Origin of the sequence: Pseudomonas multiresinivorans, assembly GCF_012971725.1 — a bacterium.
Lineage (GTDB): Bacteria > Pseudomonadota > Gammaproteobacteria > Pseudomonadales > Pseudomonadaceae > Pseudomonas > Pseudomonas multiresinivorans.
The window spans coordinates 6,348,931-6,366,002 of sequence record NZ_CP048833.1 but is presented as its reverse complement, the minus strand read 5'-3'; the positions used below and the strand labels follow the sequence as shown (position 1 = coordinate 6,366,002).

Below are 17,072 nucleotides of genomic sequence, written 5' to 3'. Positions count from 1 at the left end.
GCTATGCCGGGGGGCAGGAAAAATGCGGGCATCATCCACGGCGCCCCGCGCGCCGCTGGTAACCCACGTATTCGAGTGACCCCCAGAATATGCGCATGCGCCTGATGCTGTTGGGTGGCGGTAATGCCCTTGGACAGGCGCTTATCCGCCTGGGCGCCGAGGAAGACATCGGCTTCCTCGCCCCCCGACCGCCCGACCAGGGCTGGGACGCCGCCAGTCTCACCGTGTTGCTGGACGAAACCCGTCCCGACGCGGTGATCAACCTCGCCTACTACTTCGACTGGTTCCAGGCCGAGGCTGTCGAGGCCGCCCGCCTGGCCAGCCAGGAGCGCGCGGTAGAGCGTCTGGCCGAACTCTGCCAGCACCACGAAATCCTGCTGATCCAGCCTTCCAGCTACCGTATATTCGATGGCGCCCGCGCCACTGCCTATAGCGAGAAGGACGAGCCGCTGCCGCTCGGCCCGCGTGGCCAGGCACTATGGCGCATGGAACAGTGGGTGCGGGCGACCTGTCCGCGCCACGTGCTGCTGCGTTTCGGCTGGTTGCTGGATGACAGCGCCAACGGAGTGCTGGGCCGCTTCCTCGAACGGGCGGAAAAGGAGCAGGTGTTGTTCCTCGCTGACGATCGGCGCGGCAACCCGACCCCGGTGGACGATGCCGCTCGGGTGATCCTCTCGGTACTCAAGCAGCTCGACTGCCAGGCGCCGCTGTGGGGCACCTACCATTACGGCGGCCTGGAAGCGACCACCACCCTGTCCCTGGGCCAGGTGGTGCTCGGCGAAGCGCGCGCCTTCCGTGCGCTGGCCGTCCAGGAACCGAGCCCGCAGGCCCACGCCGCGCGCCCTGACGCCGGCGACGAACCGCAGCACGCGGTGCTCGCCTGCAAGAAGATCCTCCATACCTTCGGCATCAAGCCGCGCGCCTGGCGCGCCGGCCTGCCCGCCCTGCTGGACCGTTACTACCGCCATGTCTGATCGTCTCATTCCCTCCGCACAGCCCATCCTCATCACCGGCGGCGCGGGGTTCATCGGTTCCCATCTGGCGGACGCGCTGCTGGCGCAAGGGTTTGCCGTGCGCGTGCTGGACGACCTGTCCACCGGCAAGCGCGAGAACCTCGATCCGCGCGTCGAGCTGATCGTCGGCGATGTCGCCGATGAAGCAGCGCTGCGCGGTGCGGTGAGCGGTTGCCAGGGCGTCGTGCACCTGGCGGCGATCGCTTCGGTGCAGGCCTCGGTGGAAGACCCGGTGGGCACCCACCGCGCCAACTTCATCGGCACCCTGAACCTCTGCGAGGCCATGCGCCAGGAAGGCATCCACCGGGTGCTGTTCGCTTCCAGTGCGGCGGTCTACGGGCAGAACGGCGAAGGCAGCGCCATCGACGAAGATGTGGTCAAGGCGCCACTGACGCCCTACGCCTCGGACAAGCTGGCCAGCGAGTACTACCTGGACTTCTATCGCCGCGAGCACGCGCTGGAGCCGGCGATATTCCGCTTCTTCAACGTCTACGGTCCGCGCCAGGATCCGTCTTCGCCGTATTCCGGGGTGATCAGCATCTTTGCCCGGCGCGCCGAGCAGGGCTTGCCGATCACCGTGTTCGGCGACGGCGAGCAGACCCGCGACTTCATCTACGTCGGTGACCTGGTGAAGCTGCTGATGACCGCGCTGCTGGCGGACGAGGTGGCAGAGTCGGCGATCAACGTCGGCCTGGACCAGTCCACCAGCCTGAACCAGCTGCTGGCCGAGATCGGCAAGCTCACCGGCGGCCTGCCGCCGATCACCTACCAGCCGGCGCGCCACGGTGATATCCGCCATTCCCGCGCCGACAACCGCCGCTTGCTGTCGCGCTATCGCCTGGATGAGCCGACGCCGCTGGCCGAAGGCCTGGCCCAGCTGATCACCACCAGGGTTTGTTGACTGCCAGGAAGAACACGCCTGCCAGCGAACTCAGGGCGAGGATGCTGAAGACTGCCTTGGGTGCCCGAGAGGTACTGCGCATGGCGAAGGCTGCGAGCACGATATAGAGCACCAGCAGGCCGATCTTCACCTGCAGCCAGACCGGCAACGGCCAGGGCATCGCCAGGTGCACCAGGCCCAGGGCGCTGAGCAGCAGCAGGGTGTCGATCAGGTGAGGCAGGCCGCGCTGCCAGCCCGAGGGCCGCTTGCCCCACCAGCTCAGCCCCAGGCGCAGCAGGAAAAGGGCGGTGCTGATGATGGCGAGGCTGACGTGCAGTGCTTTGAGTTCGAGATACATACCGGTTCCCTGAAAATGAAAAAGGCGCCCTTGGGCGCCTTTTCATGTTTGCTCCGTTAGAAACGGTAGCCGAAACCGACCATGTAAACCCAGGGGTCGACGTCGACATCGACCTTGGTCTTCTGCACGCCCAGTGCAGTCGGGCCGTCGATGCTGGCCTTGGTGTCGATGTCCATGTACCAGACCGCGGCGTTGACGAAGGCGTGCTCGTTGAGCATGTAGTCCATGCCCAGTTCGGCCGCCAGGCCCCAGGAATCCTGCAGCTTCAGGTTGCTGAAGCCCTGGTCCTTGCGGTTGCTGGCCAGGTCTTCGTCGAAGAAGGTGGTGTAGTTGATCCCCAGGCCGCCGTAAGGCTGGAAGGCGGAGTTGGTACCACCCATGGGGTAGTACTGCAGCAGCACGGTCGGCGGCAGCTGCTTGATGTCGGCCAGTTTGCCGTCCAGGCCGGTCAGGCCGGTGGCGCGGTTCAGGCCCTTCACGTCAACCTGGTGGTTGAACGGGGTGGCGGCGACCAGCTCGATACCGATCTTGTCGGTGAGCAGGTAGGCGAAGGTCAGGCCCAGCTGGGTGTCGCTGTCGACGGTAGCCTTGGTGCCGCCGACCTTGCCGCCATCGAGCTTGATGTCGGAGCTGCTGTCGTTGGGTGCCACGGTGGCGAAACCGCCGCGGACCAGGAAGTCGCCAGCCTGGTGGCCGCGAATGTCGGCGGCCTGGGCTGCGATCGGCGCTGCGACGGCGAGGGAGAGAAGCGAGGCGGTGAGCCAGGACTTACGCATGATGAGCTCCAATATCTCTTTGGTATAAGTGTTGGTGCTCAGAATAGTAGACAGCGCTAAAAGCGCTCTTTTGATTTGGCTCAATAAAGACCCCAAGCTTCCCATGGCAAAGGCGTGCGGCAAGATGCCGCACGGTCGTCACTGCCCGGTGTACTCGTAGGGTTCGATGCTGCTGGCCTGCATCTGGTAGCCGGCCTCGGCGAGGTCGCTCTCCACCGCTTTCACGCTCAGCGTGCCGATGATCCAGAACGGCTGGTAAAGCTCGTCGACTTTTACACCCTTGCCGCCTCGAACATAGACGATCTGGTTGGACGGCGGCGGTGGCACGTGGATGCACGCGCCGTAGTAGGGCACCAGCAGGAAGTCGCGGACGGTCTGGCCGTCTTCCTCGACTTCCAGCGGCACGATGTAGCCGGGCATCTTCACCTGCTGACCATCCAGCGCCTTTACCACCGGGGCGTCGGGTGTCTGCTGCTTCACCGCCGGGCCGCTCTCGGCGTTGAGCACGTCGGAGAGCTTGGACATGTCATGCAGCGGCACGGGCGGCGGAGGCGGCGGCGCGCCCTCGGGGATCAGCTCGGGCCAGGTCAGCTCGCGCGGCGCCGCCCAGACGGCGGCGCTGGTGAGCATCAGCAGCAGGAACAGCAGACGGCGCATGGGACTTCTCTATTCGGGGATGGCTTGCACGGGGCTGGCTCAGAGGCGAATCGACAGGCCATCAGCCAGCGATTGCCGATAGGCACGCCACGCCGGCACACAGCCGATCAGCAGCGCGGCCAGAAGTATGCCGCCCAGCAGCGACCATTCATAGGCGCTGGGCAGCGCCAATGGCAGGAAGATGCCGTAGTTCGCCTGCACGTACGCCTGGCTGCCGGCGATGCCCGCATAAAGCAGCCCGACGCCCAGTACCACGCCCGCCAGCGCCAGGGCGAATGCCTCGGCCACCAGCAGGCTGAAGATGTGCCAGGGTCGTGCCCCCACCGAGCGCAGGATGGCCATTTCCCGGCGGCGCTCGTTGAGGCTGGTGAGGATGGCCGTGAGCATGCCGATCAGGCCGGTCAGCACGACGAACAGCGACACCACGAACAGCGCCTTCTCCGCCGTGCCCATCAACCCCCACAGCTCCTGCAGCGCCACGCCGGGGAGGATCGCCATCAGCGGCTCGCCGTCGTATTCGTTGATCTGCCGCTGCAGGGTGAAGGTGGCGACCTTGCTCTTGAGGCCCAGCAGGAAGGCGGTGATGGCCTTGGGCTGCAGGTCCATCGTCCGCGCCTGGTCCTCGCTGATGCGCCCGGCGCCACGGGCCGGCACGCCGTTCTTCCAGTCGACGTGCAACGCTTCCATGCCCTGCAGGGAAATGTGCAGGGTGCGGTCTACCGGTGTGCCGGTACGCTTGAGAATGCCGACCACGGTGAACGGCTTGTCGTCGTGCTGCACCAGGCTGATGGTGCTGACGCCGTGGGCCAGGACGATCTTGTCGCCGAGCTTGTAATGCAGGGCTTCGGCCACTTCCGCGCCGAGCACCACGTCGAACAGGTCCTGGCCGAACGGCCGGCCCTCGGACAATTCCAGCATCTGCCCGCGGCCGAAGCGGTAGTGCTCGAAATAGCCGGTGTCGGTACCCATGACGCGGTAGCCGCGGTGCGAGTCGCCCAGGGAAATCGGGATCGCCCACTTCACCAGCGGGCTGTGGGTGACGGTCTCGTAGCTTTCCCAGCGGATGTTGTTGGTGGCGTTGCCGATGCGGAACACCGAGTAGAGCAGCAGGTTCACCGAGCCCGAGCGCGCGCCGACGATCAGGTCGGTGCCGGAAATGGTGCTGGCGAAGCTGGCCTTGGCCTCGGTGCGCACGCGCTCCACCGCCAGCAGCAGACAGGCGGAGAGGGCGATGGCGAAGATGGTCAGCAGCGCGGTGAAGCGGCGGTTGGATAGGCTGGCGAGCGCCAGGCGCAACAGGTACATGCTCAGATTCCCGGAGCGCGGGCAGCGCGGTTGAGGTCGGCGAGCGAGACTCCGCGGTCGAACAGCGGCGCCAGGCTCTGGTCATGGCTGACGAACAGCAGGCTGGCGCCGGCCTCGCGGCATTCGGCGAACAGCAACTGGAGGAAGGCTTCGCGGGCGTCGGCGTCCAGCGCCGACGTGGGCTCGTCGGCGATCACCAGTTCCGGCTGGCCGATCAGCGCTCGGGCAGCGGCGACGCGCTGCTGCTGGCCGATGGACAGGCTGTCGGCGCGGCGCTCGATAAGCGTCGCCTCACCCAGCCCCAGGTGCTTGAGCAGTGTCTCGGCAGCCTTGGGTACGCTGCCATGGCGCAGGGTGGCTCGTTCGGCGCGGCTGTGGGAGAAGTGGCAGGGCAGCTCGACGTTCTCCCGCACCGAGAGGAACGGCAGCAGGTTGAACTGCTGGAAGATGTAGCCGGTGTGGTCGACGCGGAAATGATCGCGTCGCGCCGACTTCATCTGCGCGATGTCCTCGCCCAGCAGCTTCACACTGCCGCGCTGCGGGCGCTGCACACCGCCGAGCAGGCCGAGCAGGGTGGTCTTGCCGCTGCCGGACGGGCCCTTGAGGAACAGGGTTTCGCCGCGGGCCAGGGTGAAGGCGGGGATGTCCAGCAGCTCCGCCTGGCCGGGCCAGGCGAAACCGAGGTTGTCGAGTTCGAGCAATGCGGTCATTTCAGCGCGTCGTGATCAGAAGTTCAGGGTCGGGTTGGCGGCGGTCAATTCTGCACCTTGCTGGCCGCTCGGGCCGATCAGTTGTACCTGAATCTTCTGGGTCGCCGGGAAACGCTTGAACAGCGGCGCGAAGTCGAGAGTGGCCAGGTCCTGCGGTTGGGCGCAGGTCAACTGGTAGTGGGCGTCGATATCGGCGTGGTGGTGACCTTCGTGTTCGTCATGGTCGCCGTCGTCATGGTCATGCTCTTCTGCCTTGGGCGCATCGCCGAACAGCGGGCTGGAAAGCTCCACCGACTGCACGCTGCACTTGGCCGAGGCGGGCAGGGCGAGCAGTTGCAGCGGTTGCTTGAGCTGGGCCTGCACGGTGGCGACCGTGGCCTTGTCGGCGTCGCTGGTGGCGGCATGCTCGAAGCCGACGAAGTTCATCGCCGGGCTATCCATCTCCAGTTCCAGGGTCTTGCCGTCGAGGGCGACGTTGAGCTGGGCGACGCCATGCTCGTGCTTGCCGAGGCTACCGTGTTCATGTTCGTCGTGGGCTTGGGCTGCGAGGGGCAGCAGGGCGACAGCGAGGAGCAGGGGGCGCATGGGAGACTCCGGTCTGATGAATGATTTTGTTACGTTATAACAGATGAAAAATTAAGGCCAGCTTAGCGTGCGTTTGGCGTGGAGCCGATGCCGTGGGAGCATGCGCGAAACAGCGTTAGGAGAAGGGTGATGCTGAGAATCAAGGGCACCATCGGCGACTGGCCGGTGGACCTGACTGTGGAGATGGACGACGCCGACTGGGCCCGACTGGCGCAGAACCTGCCGGTGGCGGCCGTTGTGCCGTCCGCGACGGTTGCCGCTCAGCCAGCGGCTGCCGGCCCGGCGGACAAGCTGTGGCTGGCCGCGCAGGACCTGCTGCGCCGCAGCGGCAGCACGGAAGGGCCGGAGCTGATGGGTGAACTGGAAGCGCTGGCGGGCAGCACGGGAGCGGCGAAGGGATTGCTGGTGCGCCTGCGGCACAGCCCGCAGGTGAAGATCGAGGTGCGCGATGGCGTGCAGGTCTTCAACTGGGTCGAGGAGTAGCAGGATATCTGTAGGAGCGAGCTTGCTCGCGAACAGCCTCGCAGCAGGTTCGGTTCGCGAGCAAGAACTAGGCGTCCCCCTCGCTCCTACAGAAAGAAAGGGCGCCTCGCGGCGCCCTTTTCGTCAGTACATCAGGTTCGCCAATTTGCGGCGGTAGGCGATCACCAGCGGGTGGTCGTTGCCCAGCAGGTCGAACACCTGGACCAGCGTCTTGCGCGGCAGGTCCTCGCCGTAGCTGCGGTTGCGCACGAAGAGCTTGAGCAGGGCGTCCAGCGCCGCCTCGTACTGCTGGCGCGCCAGTTGCTGCACAGCCAACTGGTAGGTGGCTTCGTCGTCGTTGGCGTCGGCGGCCAGGCGCGTCTTCAGGGTGGCGGCATCGGGCAGGTCGGCAGCCTGGCGCAGGAAGGTCAGCTGAGCCTTGGCGGCGGCCAGCGCCTGCTTGTGGTCGTCGCTCTTCACCGCGTCGAGCACGGTCTCGGCCTCACCCAGTTCGCCGCGCTCGGCGAGGCAGCGGGCGTAGAGGATCAGCGCCGCGGCGTTGGTGTTGTCTTCGCCCAGCAGGACTTTGAGCTGCGCTTCGGCCTCGGCGAAACGGCCTTCGTTGAAGGCAGCCTGTGCCAGCTCCAGCGGGTTGCCGGCGGCCGGGGCGGGCGGCTGGACGTGCTGCTCCAGCATCTGGCGGATCGCCGATTCGGGCTGCGCACCGGCGAAGCCGTCCACCGGCTGGCCGTCCTTGAACAGCACCACGGTGGGCAGGCTGCGGATGCCGAAACGCATCACGATGTCCTGCTCGACGTCGCAGTTGACCTTGGCCAGCAGCAGCTCGCCCTGGTACGACTCGGTGATCTGCGCCAGCAGCGGCATCAGTGCCTTGCACGGGGCGCACCAGTCGGCCCAGAAGTCGACCAGCACCGGCTTGTGGAAGGAGTTCTCGATGACGACCTGATCGAAGTTGGCGATGCTGGCGTCGAAGATGTAGGGCGTATCGCTCATGGGAAATCTCGGGCGAGTGGGGCGATGAAGGTGGTTGTCACTATAAGTGGGGGCGCCCTTCCACGGAAACAACCGGTGACCTGTAGGAGCGAGCTTGCTCGCGAACAACCATCCGCGCATGCCAGATCAATCGGCGTAGTTTCATGGTTCGCGAGCAAGCTCGCTCCTACAGAAAAGCTACGCCTTCCGTCGAGCGTGGTAGAGGCTCACGTGGCGGAATTCGGCCGGTTCGGCCAGGTCCGGCCAGGTGCAGCCATCGAGAATCCCCAGGCGCTGGTACAGCGGATGGCTGAAGTCGCGGACCCGCGAGTCAGCCACCAGGGCCTCGCGGCCGCGGCTGAGGAACTCGTCCAGCAGCGGCAGGTTGGCGCGGTCGTAGAGCACGTCGGCGACGATGATCAGATCAAAGCGGTCCTCTTCCTGGAAGAAGTCCGCCGAGTAGATCAGCTCCACACCGTTCAGCTCGGCGTTGGCACGGCAGGCGTCCAGCGCCAGCGGGTCGAGGTCGCAGGCGACCACCTCGGCGGCACCGGCCTTGGCCGCGGCGATGGCGGCAATGCCGGAGCCCGCACCGAAATCCAGCACACGTTTGCCGCGCACCCATTCAGGTTTTTCCGCCAGCCAGTGGGCCAGCACCAGCCCGCTGGCCCAGCAGAAGCACCAGTAGGGTGGCTCTTCGAGGATGCGCCGGGTCTCGTCGGGGCTGAACTCGCGGTCCATGTTCTGCGCGTCGATCAGCCAGAGGCGGATGTCGGTGCCGGGCAGGCATTCGGCGGACAGGCGCGCGTCGCCGAGCAGTTCGCCCAGGGCTTTGTGCAGGGAAAGCGGTGGCGTCACGGTGCGCGCTCCAGGCGCAGCACGCCGAGGGCGCGGGTTTCCGGCTGAGTGATGCGCACCGGCGGCAGGCGCCAGGCCAATTGACCGGACTGCGAGACGCGGCCGTGCAGTTCGACGCGGGCATTGGCCGGGAAGGACTGCGGGTTGAAGATCAGCCGGAAGGGCAGCGCCTGGCCGTTGGCGATGAGCTTCTCGCTGGAAAGCAGTTGTTGCGGACGGTCGCGCTCGTCGATCACCAGCAGCGCCACTTCCACTTCGCTGCCCGCCGGCAGGTAGCCCTGGGCGCTGCTGAGCTGGCCGGAGAGGGCGCGCATGTGCGCCGGCACCGGTTCCAGTGCGGCAGGCGCCGAGTTTTTCGGTGCGGGCGCCGGCGCGGCGGCGGGCACGGGTTTCTCGCTGGCGCAGGCGGCCAGCAGAACGGTAAGGGACAAGCAGAGCAGGCGGGTATACATGGCGGGCTCCATCGCAGCAGATTCCAGGCGGGCGCTTATATAGCGTAATGCTTGCGGCTTGTCTGCGGGGAGCAGGGTTTCTTCGGCCAGACGATGCGCTACCATGAGGCCCTTACCTATTCCTCCGACAAGACTGCCCAAGACTCGCCATGCATTGTCCTTTCTGCGGCGCCCACGACACCAAAGTCATCGATTCGCGCCTGGTCGCCGAGGGCGACCAGGTCCGCCGGCGCCGCGAGTGCCTGGCCTGCGGCGAGCGTTTCACCACCTTCGAGACCGCCGAACTGGTCATGCCGCGCCTGATCAAGCAGGACGGCAGCCGCCAGCCCTTCGACGAGGACAAGCTGCGCGCCGGCATGCAGCGCGCGCTGGAGAAGCGCCCGGTGAGCATCGAGCGGCTGGAGGAGGCGATGGCGCACATCAAGCACAAGCTGCGCGCCACTGGCGAGCGCGAGATCAAGTCTCGCGTGCTGGGTGAGTTGGTGATGGCCGAGTTGCAGAAGCTCGATGAAGTCGCCTACATCCGCTTCGCCTCGGTGTACCGCCGCTTCCAGGACCTCAACGAGTTCCGCGAGGAAATCGAGCGCCTGGCCCGGGAGCCGGCGAAAGAATGAGCGGCGTCGATTCCGTGAACTGCCCGGATGAGGCCTGGATGGCCCACGCCATCGAGTTGGCCCGCAAGGGCTGGTACACGACCCATCCCAACCCTCGCGTCGGCTGCGTCATCGTCCGCGACGGCGAAGTCGTCGGCGAAGGCTGGCACTTGCGCGCCGGCGAGCCCCATGCGGAAGTCCACGCCCTGCGCCAGGCCGGCGACAAGGCTCGCGGCGCCACCGCCTATGTCACCCTGGAACCCTGCAGCCACTTCGGTCGCACGCCCCCTTGCGCCGACGCCTTGATCGGCGCCGGCCTCGCCCGCGTGGTCGCGGCCATGCAGGACCCGAACCCGCAGGTCGCGGGCAGCGGCATGCGGCGCATTGCCGAAGCCGGTATCGAGGTGCGCTCCGGCGTGCTGGAAAACGAAGCCCGCGCCCTCAACCAGGGCTTCCTCAAGCGCATGGAGACCGGCCTGCCCTTCGTCCGCGTGAAGCTGGCGATGAGCCTGGACGGCCGCACCGCCATGGCCAGCGGCGAGAGCCAGTGGATCACCGGCCCGGCCGCGCGCCGCGCCGTGCAGCGCCTGCGCGCGCAATCCAGCGTGGTGCTCTCCGGCGCCGATACCGTGCTGACCGATGACGCCCGCCTGACCGTACGCCCGGACGAGCTGGGCCTGGACGCCGAACAGACCGAACTGGCCGCCCAGCGCCAGCCGCTGCGTGTGCTGATCGACGGCCGCCTGCGCGTGCCGCTGACCGCCACCTTCTTCCAGGCCGGCCCGGCGCTGGTGGTGAGCACACAGGACGACCCGAACTACGCCGTGGTCGGCCATGAATTGCTGAATCTCGCCGGCCTCGACGGCCAGGTCGACCTGATGGCACTGCTGGCCGAGCTCGGCCGCCGTGGGGTCAACGAAGTGCTGGTGGAAGCCGGTCCGCGCCTGGCCGGCGCCTTCGCTCGCCTCGGGCTGGTGGACGAATACAGCATCTTCGTGGCGCCCAAGCTGCTCGGCTCCTCCGCGCGGCCGCTGCTGGAGTTGCCGCTGGAGCGCATGAGCGAATCCCGCGAGCTGAAGATCGTCGACATCCGTGCGGTGGGAGACGACTGGTTGGTCACCGCCAGACCCGTCTGATTCTGCCCTTCACCGGCTTGCCGCTGTGCCCGCGAGGATGGGAGGGCGGCAAGCGGAAACTTCCGACTCAGGCTCACCTGTGGTAAAACGCCACACGCGGTCGACGCTGTAACGACCGCGATTGACGTTCTCAGGGCGGGGTGCAAGTCCCCACCGGCGGTAATGACGCGCAATGTGTCTAGCCCGCGAGCGCCTGTCCAGACCGGTTCGCCGGATGGCCAGGGTCAGCAGACCCGGTGTGATTCCGGGGCCGACGGTCATAGTCCGGATGAAGAGAGAACGGGATAGCCATCGGGGCGTGCCTGCGCGCGTCCGAGAAGTCCCTTCGATCCGATACGCCCTGTTTTCTAACGAAAAACAGGAGTTCGCCTCATGCAATACCTTTCCCTGTTGGCTTCGCGGGCCTGTCGGCCGGCTGCCTTCGCCGTGTGGGAGGCTACATGTTCACCGGCATAATCGAATCCATCGGAACCATCGCATCCATCACCCCGAAAGGCGGTGACGTGCGCCTCTACGTGAAGACCGGCAAGCTCGACCTCGGCGACGTCAAGCTGGGCGACAGCATCGCGGTCAACGGCATCTGCCTGACTGCGGTCGAGCTGCCCGGCGACGGCTTCTGGGCCGACGTCAGCCGCGAGACCCTGGCGCGCACGGCCTTCGCGCAGCTCAAGATCGGCAGCCGAGTGAACCTGGAAAAAGCTCTGACCCCGACCACCCGCCTGGGCGGCCACCTGGTCAGCGGCCACGTCGACGGTGTCGGCGAGATCGTAAAGCGCGAGGAAAACGCCCGCGCTATCCAGTTCACCGTGCGCGCACCGCGCGAGCTGGCCAAGTACATCGCGCTCAAGGGCTCGATCACCGTGGATGGCACCAGCCTGACGGTGAACGCGGTCAACGGCGCCGAATTCGAGCTGACCATCGTCCCGCATACCGTGCAGGAGACGATCATGGCCGACTACCGCGGTGGCCGCCTGGTCAACCTTGAAGTGGACCTGCTGGCGCGTTACCTGGAGCGCCTGCTGCTCGGCGACAAGGCGGCTGAACCCAGCGCCGGCGCCGGCGGCATCACCGAAGCATTCCTGGCCGACAACGGCTTCCTGAAACACTGAAAAGGCTCGTCCCCGTATGGCACTCAACAGCATTGAAGAACTGCTCGACGACATGCGTCAGGGCAAGATGGTCATCCTCATGGATGACGAGGACCGCGAGAACGAAGGCGACCTGATCATCGCCTCCGAGTGTGTCCGCACCGAAGACATCAACTTCATGGCCCGCTTCGCCCGTGGCCTGATCTGCATGCCGATGACCCGCGAGCGCTGCGAGCGCCTGGGTATCCCGCTGATGGTGCAGCGCAACGGTTCCGGCTTCGGCACCAAGTTCACCGTCTCCATCGAGGCCGCCGAAGGCGTCACCACCGGCATCTCCGCCGCTGACCGCGCCCGCACCGTGCAGGCCGCCGCGGCGAAGAACGCCGTCGCTGCCGATATCGTCAGCCCCGGCCACATCTTCCCGCTGATGTCCCAGCCCGGTGGCGTGCTGGCCCGCGCCGGCCACACCGAAGCTGCCTGCGACCTGGCGCGCATGGCTGGTTTCGAACCGTCCGGGGTGATCTGCGAGATCATGAACGACGATGGCACCATGGCCCGTCGCCCGGAGCTGGAAGAGTTCGCCAAGCAGCACAACATCAAGATCGGCACCATCGCCGACCTGATCCACTACCGCCTGATCCACGAGCGCACCGTCGAGCGCCTCGCCGAGCAGCCGCTGGATACCGAACTGGGCCAGTTCAAGCTGATCACCTACCGCGATTCCGTGGAAGGTGACGTGCACCTGGCGCTGACCTTGGGCAACATCTGCGCTGAAGAGCCGACCCTGGTGCGCGTGCACAACCCCGACCCGCTGCGCGACCTGCTGATGGTCAACCAGGCGGGTCGCTGGAGCCTGCGTGCGGCCATGGCCAAGGTAGCCGAGGCCGGCACCGGCGTGGTCCTGTTGCTGGGCCATCAGGTCGGCGGCGACGACCTGCTGGCGCACGTCCGCGAGATCACCAATACCCCGGCGCCGGCGCAGAAACCGACCACCACCTACAGCACCGTGGGTGCCGGTTCGCAGATCCTGCGTGACCTGGGTGTGCGCAAGATGCGCCTGATGTCGGCACCGATGCGCTTCAATGCGATATCCGGTTTCGACCTCGAAGTAGTAGAATACCTGCCCGCTGAATGAACCTAGCCGCCGTGCCCTGGCACGGCGGTGCCGTTCTTCTACCCTATTTGCGGAGCGTCACGCTGACGCTCCGGCTCTTTAACAGTGAGACTTGCCCATGACCCTGAAGACCATCGAAGGTACCTTCATCGCCCCCAAAGGCCGCTTTGCCCTGGTGGTTGGCCGCTTCAACAGCTTCGTGGTGGAAAGCCTGGTGGAAGGCGCCATCGACGCGCTGGTGCGCCACGGCGTCGCCCAGAGCGAAATCACCGTGATCCGCGCTCCGGGCGCCTTCGAGATTCCGCTGGTGGCGCAGAAAGTCGCCCAGCGCGGTGAGTTCGACGCCATCATCGCCCTCGGTGCGGTGATCCGTGGTGGCACCCCGCACTTCGAATACGTAGCTGGCGAGTGCACCAAAGGTCTGGCGCAGGTTTCCCTGCAGTTCGGCGTGCCGGTTGCCTTCGGCGTGCTGACCGTCGACTCCATCGAACAAGCCATCGAGCGCTCCGGCACCAAGGCCGGCAACAAAGGCGCCGAGGCAGCCCTGTCCGCCTTGGAAATGGTGAGCCTGCTGTCGCAGCTGGAGGCCAAGTGAGCACCCAGGACGGCAACACCCCGGCAAAGCCCGCCAAGCCGAACAAGATCGCCATGCGTCGCAAGGCCCGCAGCCTCGCGGTGCAGGCCCTGTATTCGTGGCAGATGGCTGGCCAGCCGCTCAACGAGATCGAGGCGACCTTCCGTACCGACAACGATTTCAGCGATGTCGACGGCGCCTACTTCCACGAGATCCTGCACGGCGTACCGCGCCTGAAGACCGATCTGGACCAGGAATTCATTCCCTGCCTGGATCGCGCCCTGGAAGAGGTTGACCCGGTGGAGCTGGCCATCCTGCGCCTGGCCACCTACGAGCTGCGCAACCGCCTGGACGTGCCGTACAAGGTCGTCATCAACGAAGGCATCGAGCTGGCCAAGACCTTCGGCGCCACTGACGGACACAAGTTCGTCAACGGCGTGCTGGACAAGCTCGCTCCGCGCCTGCGCGCCGCCGAACTGCGTGGCGCCAAGCGCTGAGGCATGGGTGAGTTCGAGCTGATCCGTCGCTACTTCGCCTCGGCCGCCTGTGCGGCCGGCGGCGAGGCAGTGGCATTGGGGATCGGCGACGACTGCGCGCTCCTCGCTCCCAGGGCTGGCGAACAGCTGGCGATTTCCACCGACACGCTCGTCGTCGGTGTGCATTTTCCTACCGTCTGCGATCCCTTCCTGCTCGGCCAGCGCGCCCTGGCGGTCTCTGCCAGCGACCTGGCAGCCATGGGCGCATCGCCCATCGGCTTCACCCTTGCCCTGACCCTGCCCGAGGCCGACCCGGCCTGGCTGGAAGGTTTTGCCCGTGGGTTGAACCAGAAGGCGCAGGAGTGTGGCTTGGCGTTGATCGGCGGTGATACCACCCGTGGCCCGTTGGCGATGACTGTCACCGTATTCGGCGGCGTGCCCGCCGGGCAGGCGCTGACTCGCGCCGGTGCGCGGCCGGGCGACCTGCTCTGTGTCGGTGGGCCGCTGGGCGAGGCGGGCGGGGCGTTGCCGCTGGTACTGGGCGAGATGACCGCCGAGCCGGCCATCGCCGAGCCGCTGCTGGCGCGCTACTGGTCGCCGCAACCGCAGCTGGACTTTGGCCAGGCGTTGCGCGGCAAGGCGAGCGCGGCGCTGGATATTTCCGATGGGCTGCTGGCCGACTGCGGGCATATCGCTCGCGCCTCGGCTGTGGCATTGGTTGTCGAGGCCGACAAGCTGCCTGCAAGTCCGGCACTGGAAGCCCTGCTGGGCGCAGAGCGGGCGTTGCAGCTGAAACTGGGCGCGGGCGACGACTATGTCCTGGCCTTCACGCTGCCGCCTGAGTACCTGCCGGCACTGGCGGCGAACTGGCCGGCCCTGTGTGTGGTCGGTAGGGTGGAGGCCGGTTCGGGCGTGCGCGTGCTCGACGGCAACGGTGCCGACATCACGCCGCGTCAGGGCGGCTACCTGCATTTCATGGAGTGACCGTGACAGAACACCCCAACCAGGCCCCGGCCCAACCCGTACCCCATTCGGTATGGAGCAATCCCTGGCACTTCCTGGCCTTCGGCTTCGGCTCGGGCACCCTGCCCAAAGCGCCGGGCACCTGGGGTTCGCTGGTTGCGCTACCCTTCATACCACTCTGGCAGATGCTGCCGGACTGGGGTTACTGGCTGATGCTGGGCGTCACCATGCTGTTCGGCTTCTGGCTGTGCGGCAAGGTTGCCGACGATCTGCGCGTGCACGATCACGAAGGCATCGTCTGGGACGAGATGGTCGGCATGTGGATCACCCTCTGGCTGGTGCCGGAAGGCTGGTGGTGGCTGCTGGTCGGCTTCGTGGTGTTCCGCATCATCGACATCGCCAAGCCCTGGCCGATCAGCTGGGTGGACCGCAACGTCCACGGTGGCGTGGGCATCATGCTGGACGATGTACTGGCCGGGGTATTCGCCTGGCTGGTGATGCAAGGCCTGACATGGGGTTGGGCCCACTGGCTGATCTGAGGACGCTCGATGCGCCGACTGCTGTGCCTGCTCCTCTGCCTGTGCTGGCTGCCGGTAGCGCTCCTGTCGATGGCCGTGCCCCCGGCCGCGGCTGCTGACAAGACTGCCCGAGCGCTTGCTGGTGTGCCCGGGGAAATCCAGGTGGCCAGCGAGGTCTGGGTCAACTACACCCAGGCCGACGGCCGTGGCCTGGCCTGGGACCTGTTGCGGGCCATCTACGAGCCCGAAGGCGTACGCCTGAAACTGCGCAGCGAGCCCTACGTACGCTCGGTCGGGCTGGTGCAGCGCGCCGAGGCGGATGCCTGGGTCGGCTCCTACCGCAACGAAATCGACAACATCATCTATCCGCACTGGCCTTACGACGTCGACCCCATTGGTGCGCTGGGCCTGAACACTTCCCCCAGGCCGACCCTGGCCGCGCTCGACAGCTACCGCCTGGCCTGGATGCGCGGCTACGCCTTCGACCGCTACCTGGATCACCTGAAGCAGCGCAACGAGCTGCAGCGACGCAGCTCGGCGCTGCCGATGCTCGATGGCCACCGCATCGACTACTTCATCGACGCCCGCCCCGAGCTGGAAGAGATGATCGAGGCCAAGGGGGTCGACGCCAGCGTCTACCACATCACCGATGTCGGCTCGATTCCGCTGTATCTTGGCTTCGCCAACAACGACCGTGGGCGGGCGCTGGCGAAACTCTACGATTCGCGCATGCAGGCGCTCTACCGCAGCGGCGAGCTGGAGCGCATCTTTGCTCGCTGGCACTGGCCCTACGCCCCGCTGAAACCACTGCTGCCGCCCAAGGAGTGATCGAATGCGCCTGTCCGCCCTGATCTGCCTGTCCCTGTGTTCCATCGCTGCCGTGGCAGCCCCGCAGGTGCAGGTGGTCGGTCTGTTCCCCGGTGCCGCGGTGCTCAATATCGACGGCCAGCGCAAGCTGGTGAAAGTCGGCCAGACCGGCACGGAAGGCATACAGGTGGTCAGCGCCGACAGTCACAAGGCGGTACTGCGCATCGGCGGCGTCGAGCAGACCTATGAGCTGAGCCGCGAGTACAACAGCGGCGGCTATGCCGCGCCCTCCGCCCGCACCGAGATGAGCATCGCCCGCGGCACCGGTGGCCACTATTGGGTGGCGGGCACCATCAACAACCAGAACGCGCAGTTCCTGGTGGATACCGGCGCCACCTCTATCGCCATGAACGAAGGCGAGGCCCGGCGCCTGGGGATCGATTACCGCGCCAGCGGTACGCCGATGATGGTCTCCACGGCCAGCGGCACCGTCAGGAGCTGGCGGGTGATGCTCAACAGCGTGAAGCTTGGCGGTATCGAGTTGCTGGGCGTCGAGGCCGCGGTGGTCGAAGGCGATTACCCCACCGAGATTCTCCTGGGCATGAGCTTCCTCAACCGCGTCGGCTGGCGGGAGGAACAGGGCATGATGTACATCCAGGCCAAGCACTGACGGCGGGGCTTCTATCAACCGCATCGATGCTTATCTTGCAGAATTCGCGATGACGGTGCGGCCGGCGCTGCTGCTACAATGCCG

The 17,072-nt window shown here is 66.4% G+C and carries 22 protein-coding genes and 1 riboswitch; of the genes, 13 read left to right on the top strand and 9 right to left on the bottom strand.

What is annotated here, in order from left to right:
• Nucleotides 1–89 precede the first annotated feature (89 nt).
• The gene (locus G4G71_RS29090; protein ID WP_024764024.1) at nt 90–974 is read left to right on the top strand and encodes a sugar nucleotide-binding protein; all 885 of its coding nucleotides are present in this window, start codon (nt 90–92) and stop codon (nt 972–974) included.
• The gene (locus G4G71_RS29085; protein WP_169942264.1) at nt 967–1,914 is read left to right on the top strand and encodes an NAD-dependent epimerase/dehydratase family protein; all 948 of its coding nucleotides are present in this window, start codon (nt 967–969) and stop codon (nt 1,912–1,914) included. Before G4G71_RS29090 ends, G4G71_RS29085 begins: the two co-directional genes overlap by 8 nt.
• On the opposite strand, the gene G4G71_RS29080 is transcribed toward G4G71_RS29085, so the two are convergent.
• The 6 genes from G4G71_RS29080 to G4G71_RS29055 all read right to left on the bottom strand — a co-directional run bounded on the left by G4G71_RS29080 (nt 1,895) and on the right by G4G71_RS29055 (nt 6,284).
• Entirely contained in the window at nt 1,895–2,251 is a 357-nt protein-coding gene (locus G4G71_RS29080; protein ID WP_169942262.1) for a SirB2 family protein, read from the bottom strand. The genes G4G71_RS29085 and G4G71_RS29080 overlap by 20 nt on opposite strands.
• Before the next feature lie 56 nt (nt 2,252–2,307).
• Entirely contained in the window at nt 2,308–3,027 is a 720-nt protein-coding gene (locus G4G71_RS29075; protein WP_169942260.1) for an OmpW family outer membrane protein, read from the bottom strand.
• A gap of 138 nt (nt 3,028–3,165) precedes the next feature.
• A complete protein-coding gene (locus tag G4G71_RS29070) occupies nt 3,166–3,684 on the bottom strand; it encodes a DUF3299 domain-containing protein (RefSeq protein WP_024764020.1) in 519 nt (172 codons plus the stop codon).
• A 39-nt stretch (nt 3,685–3,723) separates the two neighbouring features.
• A complete protein-coding gene (locus G4G71_RS29065) occupies nt 3,724–4,989 on the bottom strand; it encodes an ABC transporter permease (protein ID WP_169942258.1) in 1,266 nt (421 codons plus the stop codon).
• A 2-nt stretch (nt 4,990–4,991) separates the two neighbouring features.
• Entirely contained in the window at nt 4,992–5,699 is a 708-nt protein-coding gene (locus G4G71_RS29060; RefSeq protein ID WP_169942256.1) for an ABC transporter ATP-binding protein, read from the bottom strand.
• Nucleotides 5,700–5,714: 15 nt separating this feature from the next.
• Nucleotides 5,715–6,284 carry a DUF2796 domain-containing protein gene (locus tag G4G71_RS29055; RefSeq protein ID WP_054906736.1) on the bottom strand — a complete coding sequence of 190 codons (570 nt, stop codon included), beginning with the start codon at nt 6,282–6,284 and terminating at the stop codon, nt 5,715–5,717.
• Nucleotides 6,285–6,413: 129 nt separating this feature from the next.
• Between G4G71_RS29055 and G4G71_RS29050 the strand changes: the two genes are divergently transcribed.
• A complete protein-coding gene (locus G4G71_RS29050) occupies nt 6,414–6,767 on the top strand; it encodes a hypothetical protein (protein ID WP_169942254.1) in 354 nt (117 codons plus the stop codon).
• A 123-nt stretch (nt 6,768–6,890) separates the two neighbouring features.
• Here G4G71_RS29050 and trxA read toward each other — a convergent pair whose 3' ends face one another.
• From trxA to G4G71_RS29035, 3 genes are all read right to left on the bottom strand, one after another.
• Nucleotides 6,891–7,760: a thioredoxin gene (trxA, locus tag G4G71_RS29045; protein WP_169942252.1), complete on the bottom strand. Its 870-nt coding sequence runs from the start codon at nt 7,758–7,760 to the stop codon at nt 6,891–6,893.
• Between the two features lie 177 nt (nt 7,761–7,937).
• On the bottom strand, nt 7,938–8,597 hold the full coding sequence (locus G4G71_RS29040; RefSeq protein WP_169942250.1) for a class I SAM-dependent methyltransferase: 660 nt from the start codon (nt 8,595–8,597) through the stop codon (nt 7,938–7,940).
• Nucleotides 8,594–9,049 (bottom strand): YbaY family lipoprotein, encoded by a 456-nt coding sequence (locus tag G4G71_RS29035; protein ID WP_420825965.1) that lies wholly within the window; start codon nt 9,047–9,049, stop codon nt 8,594–8,596. The genes G4G71_RS29040 and G4G71_RS29035 overlap by 4 nt, the downstream gene beginning before the upstream one ends.
• Before the next feature lie 149 nt (nt 9,050–9,198).
• On the opposite strand from G4G71_RS29035, the gene nrdR reads away from it, so the two are divergent.
• From nrdR to G4G71_RS28985, 10 genes are all read left to right on the top strand, one after another.
• Nucleotides 9,199–9,663 (top strand): transcriptional regulator NrdR, encoded by a 465-nt coding sequence (nrdR, locus tag G4G71_RS29030; protein ID WP_169888447.1) that lies wholly within the window; start codon nt 9,199–9,201, stop codon nt 9,661–9,663.
• The gene (ribD, locus tag G4G71_RS29025) at nt 9,660–10,778 is read left to right on the top strand and encodes a bifunctional diaminohydroxyphosphoribosylaminopyrimidine deaminase/5-amino-6-(5-phosphoribosylamino)uracil reductase RibD (protein ID WP_169942248.1); all 1,119 of its coding nucleotides are present in this window, start codon (nt 9,660–9,662) and stop codon (nt 10,776–10,778) included. Before nrdR ends, ribD begins: the two co-directional genes overlap by 4 nt.
• 122 nt (nt 10,779–10,900) lie before the next feature.
• Nucleotides 10,901–11,063, top strand: a riboswitch (FMN riboswitch).
• Between the two features lie 155 nt (nt 11,064–11,218).
• Nucleotides 11,219–11,887 (top strand): riboflavin synthase, encoded by a 669-nt coding sequence (locus tag G4G71_RS29020; RefSeq protein WP_024764011.1) that lies wholly within the window; start codon nt 11,219–11,221, stop codon nt 11,885–11,887.
• A gap of 16 nt (nt 11,888–11,903) precedes the next feature.
• Nucleotides 11,904–13,001, top strand: a complete 1,098-nt coding sequence (ribBA, locus tag G4G71_RS29015; protein WP_169942246.1) for a bifunctional 3,4-dihydroxy-2-butanone-4-phosphate synthase/GTP cyclohydrolase II — start codon at nt 11,904–11,906, stop codon at nt 12,999–13,001.
• A 97-nt stretch (nt 13,002–13,098) separates the two neighbouring features.
• A complete protein-coding gene (ribH, locus tag G4G71_RS29010; RefSeq protein ID WP_081517125.1) occupies nt 13,099–13,575 on the top strand; it encodes a 6,7-dimethyl-8-ribityllumazine synthase in 477 nt (158 codons plus the stop codon).
• Nucleotides 13,572–14,051 (top strand): transcription antitermination factor NusB, encoded by a 480-nt coding sequence (gene nusB, locus G4G71_RS29005; protein ID WP_169942244.1) that lies wholly within the window; start codon nt 13,572–13,574, stop codon nt 14,049–14,051. Before ribH ends, nusB begins: the two co-directional genes overlap by 4 nt.
• Nucleotides 14,052–14,054: 3 nt before the next feature.
• On the top strand, nt 14,055–15,014 hold the full coding sequence (thiL, locus tag G4G71_RS29000; RefSeq protein WP_169942242.1) for a thiamine-phosphate kinase: 960 nt from the start codon (nt 14,055–14,057) through the stop codon (nt 15,012–15,014).
• 2 nt (nt 15,015–15,016) lie between these two features.
• A complete protein-coding gene (locus G4G71_RS28995; RefSeq protein WP_169942240.1) occupies nt 15,017–15,532 on the top strand; it encodes a phosphatidylglycerophosphatase A family protein in 516 nt (171 codons plus the stop codon).
• Between the two features lie 9 nt (nt 15,533–15,541).
• On the top strand, nt 15,542–16,339 hold the full coding sequence (locus G4G71_RS28990; protein ID WP_169942238.1) for a substrate-binding periplasmic protein: 798 nt from the start codon (nt 15,542–15,544) through the stop codon (nt 16,337–16,339).
• A gap of 4 nt (nt 16,340–16,343) precedes the next feature.
• Nucleotides 16,344–16,988 carry a retropepsin-like aspartic protease family protein gene (locus G4G71_RS28985; RefSeq protein WP_169942236.1) on the top strand — a complete coding sequence of 215 codons (645 nt, stop codon included), beginning with the start codon at nt 16,344–16,346 and terminating at the stop codon, nt 16,986–16,988.
• The last annotated feature ends 84 nt before the right edge of the window (nt 16,989–17,072 follow it).

Excerpts from the sequence above, each read along its gene's own strand:
- G4G71_RS29090 (WP_024764024.1), top strand. The coding sequence starts at position 90 with ATGCGCATGCGCCTGATGCTGTTGGGTGGCGGTAATGCCCTTGGACAG.
- G4G71_RS29085 (WP_169942264.1), top strand. The coding sequence starts at position 967 with ATGTCTGATCGTCTCATTCCCTCCGCACAGCCCATCCTCATCACCGGC.
- G4G71_RS29080 (WP_169942262.1), bottom strand. The coding sequence starts at position 2,251 with ATGTATCTCGAACTCAAAGCACTGCACGTCAGCCTCGCCATCATCAGC.
- G4G71_RS29075 (WP_169942260.1), bottom strand. The coding sequence starts at position 3,027 with ATGCGTAAGTCCTGGCTCACCGCCTCGCTTCTCTCCCTCGCCGTCGCA.
- G4G71_RS29070 (WP_024764020.1), bottom strand. The coding sequence starts at position 3,684 with ATGCGCCGTCTGCTGTTCCTGCTGCTGATGCTCACCAGCGCCGCCGTC.
- G4G71_RS29065 (WP_169942258.1), bottom strand. The coding sequence starts at position 4,989 with ATGTACCTGTTGCGCCTGGCGCTCGCCAGCCTATCCAACCGCCGCTTC.
- G4G71_RS29060 (WP_169942256.1), bottom strand. The coding sequence starts at position 5,699 with ATGACCGCATTGCTCGAACTCGACAACCTCGGTTTCGCCTGGCCCGGC.
- G4G71_RS29055 (WP_054906736.1), bottom strand. The coding sequence starts at position 6,284 with ATGCGCCCCCTGCTCCTCGCTGTCGCCCTGCTGCCCCTCGCAGCCCAA.
- G4G71_RS29050 (WP_169942254.1), top strand. The coding sequence starts at position 6,414 with ATGCTGAGAATCAAGGGCACCATCGGCGACTGGCCGGTGGACCTGACT.
- trxA (WP_169942252.1), bottom strand. The coding sequence starts at position 7,760 with ATGAGCGATACGCCCTACATCTTCGACGCCAGCATCGCCAACTTCGAT.
- G4G71_RS29035 (WP_420825965.1), bottom strand. The coding sequence starts at position 9,049 with ATGTATACCCGCCTGCTCTGCTTGTCCCTTACCGTTCTGCTGGCCGCC.
- nrdR (WP_169888447.1), top strand. The coding sequence starts at position 9,199 with ATGCATTGTCCTTTCTGCGGCGCCCACGACACCAAAGTCATCGATTCG.
- ribD (WP_169942248.1), top strand. The coding sequence starts at position 9,660 with ATGAGCGGCGTCGATTCCGTGAACTGCCCGGATGAGGCCTGGATGGCC.
- G4G71_RS29020 (WP_024764011.1), top strand. The coding sequence starts at position 11,219 with ATGTTCACCGGCATAATCGAATCCATCGGAACCATCGCATCCATCACC.
- ribBA (WP_169942246.1), top strand. The coding sequence starts at position 11,904 with ATGGCACTCAACAGCATTGAAGAACTGCTCGACGACATGCGTCAGGGC.
- ribH (WP_081517125.1), top strand. The coding sequence starts at position 13,099 with ATGACCCTGAAGACCATCGAAGGTACCTTCATCGCCCCCAAAGGCCGC.
- thiL (WP_169942242.1), top strand. The coding sequence starts at position 14,055 with ATGGGTGAGTTCGAGCTGATCCGTCGCTACTTCGCCTCGGCCGCCTGT.
- G4G71_RS28990 (WP_169942238.1), top strand. The coding sequence starts at position 15,542 with ATGCGCCGACTGCTGTGCCTGCTCCTCTGCCTGTGCTGGCTGCCGGTA.
- G4G71_RS28985 (WP_169942236.1), top strand. The coding sequence starts at position 16,344 with ATGCGCCTGTCCGCCCTGATCTGCCTGTCCCTGTGTTCCATCGCTGCC.